Here is a 1,202-nt window from a genome sequence, read left to right on the forward strand (position 1 = left end):
TTAAACAACAGTACCCGAAGGATGATGTTTATTTCATTATGGGTGCCGATCTTCTTGAAGATATTGATAATCAGGAATTACCGGTACACTTACGCTGGAAATTAAGGGAAAAGTTGATTGCTAATCATAAATTTATCGTCATGGCCCGGGATGGAATAGATATGCTAAAAATCATTTCCAAAAGTCCGTTGCTGAGAAATTATGATGATGGCAATAAATTTCACCTTATCGATAAAGGTCTCTCCATGGAAATCAGTTCGACATATATAAGAGATGAGTTCGCGATGGGTGGAGAACCGAGATATTTACTGCCTGGTCAATGTTATCAGTATATTGTGGACAATAAGTTATATCAAAAAGAATCAAAATCTTGAGTTTTTAGTATAAGCGAGAAAAAAGAATGCAAAAGAGCTCAATCTCATGAGATTGAGCTCTTTTGCGTTGGTTATATAATTCCATTAATACAGACTTTATTAATCTCAATAAGAGTCACGGGAAGAAAAAAAGAAAAAACATAGTTGACAACTTGGTATACTTTGTTTTATGGTAATGATACATAAAAACAGAATATTTGCTGATCAGAAAACTGAAGGCATACTATCTCCTTATATATTGATTGAAGGAAATAGTATGTCTTTTTTGTTGGAAAAAGTGAAAAACGGGGGAAGTTTATGAAAAAGTTGATGGTATTTTCAAGTTTGATTTTAGCCTTTGGAGTACTAGCAGGATGTAATTCAGAAAAAACAGAAGGAGAAGGGAACTCTAAGTCTGTGGAGCTTTTGAATGTGTCGTATGATCCGACGCGTGAACTGTATCAAGAATTTAATGATGCGTTTGTGAAACATTGGAAAGAAGAGTCAGGTCAGGATGTAACGATTCAGCAATCTCATGGCGGTTCTGGTAAACAAGGTAGAGCGGTTATTGATGGGTTGGAAGCGGATGTCGTGACATTGGCATTGGCTTATGATATTGATGCCATTTATGAAGCTAGTAACTTATTAGCGGAAGATTGGCAAAAACGTTTACCTGAAAACTCGACACCGTACACATCAACTATCGTGTTTTTAGTAAAAAAAGATAATCCGAAAGGTATAAAAGATTGGAATGATTTAATCAAAAAGGATGTTTCCGTAATTACGCCAAATCCAAAGACAAGCGGTGGAGCAAGGTGGAATTATCTGGCTGCATGGGCTTATGCAGAA

At 35.9% G+C, this 1,202-nt stretch carries 2 protein-coding genes; both read left to right on the forward strand.

Translation table 11 applies throughout. The features are described from left to right. Positions 1-374 (forward strand): nicotinate-nicotinamide nucleotide adenylyltransferase (locus AC1DUW_RS29675; protein ID WP_477644286.1); only part of this gene is annotated, 374 nt, incomplete at its 5' end. Between the two features lie 297 nt (positions 375-671). Beyond that, positions 672-1,202, forward strand: a 531-nt coding sequence (locus tag AC1DUW_RS29680; RefSeq protein ID WP_477644287.1) for a sulfate ABC transporter substrate-binding protein, incomplete at its 3' end; no start/stop codon positions are given.

This window comes from Peribacillus sp. P4_C12 (assembly GCF_056402095.1).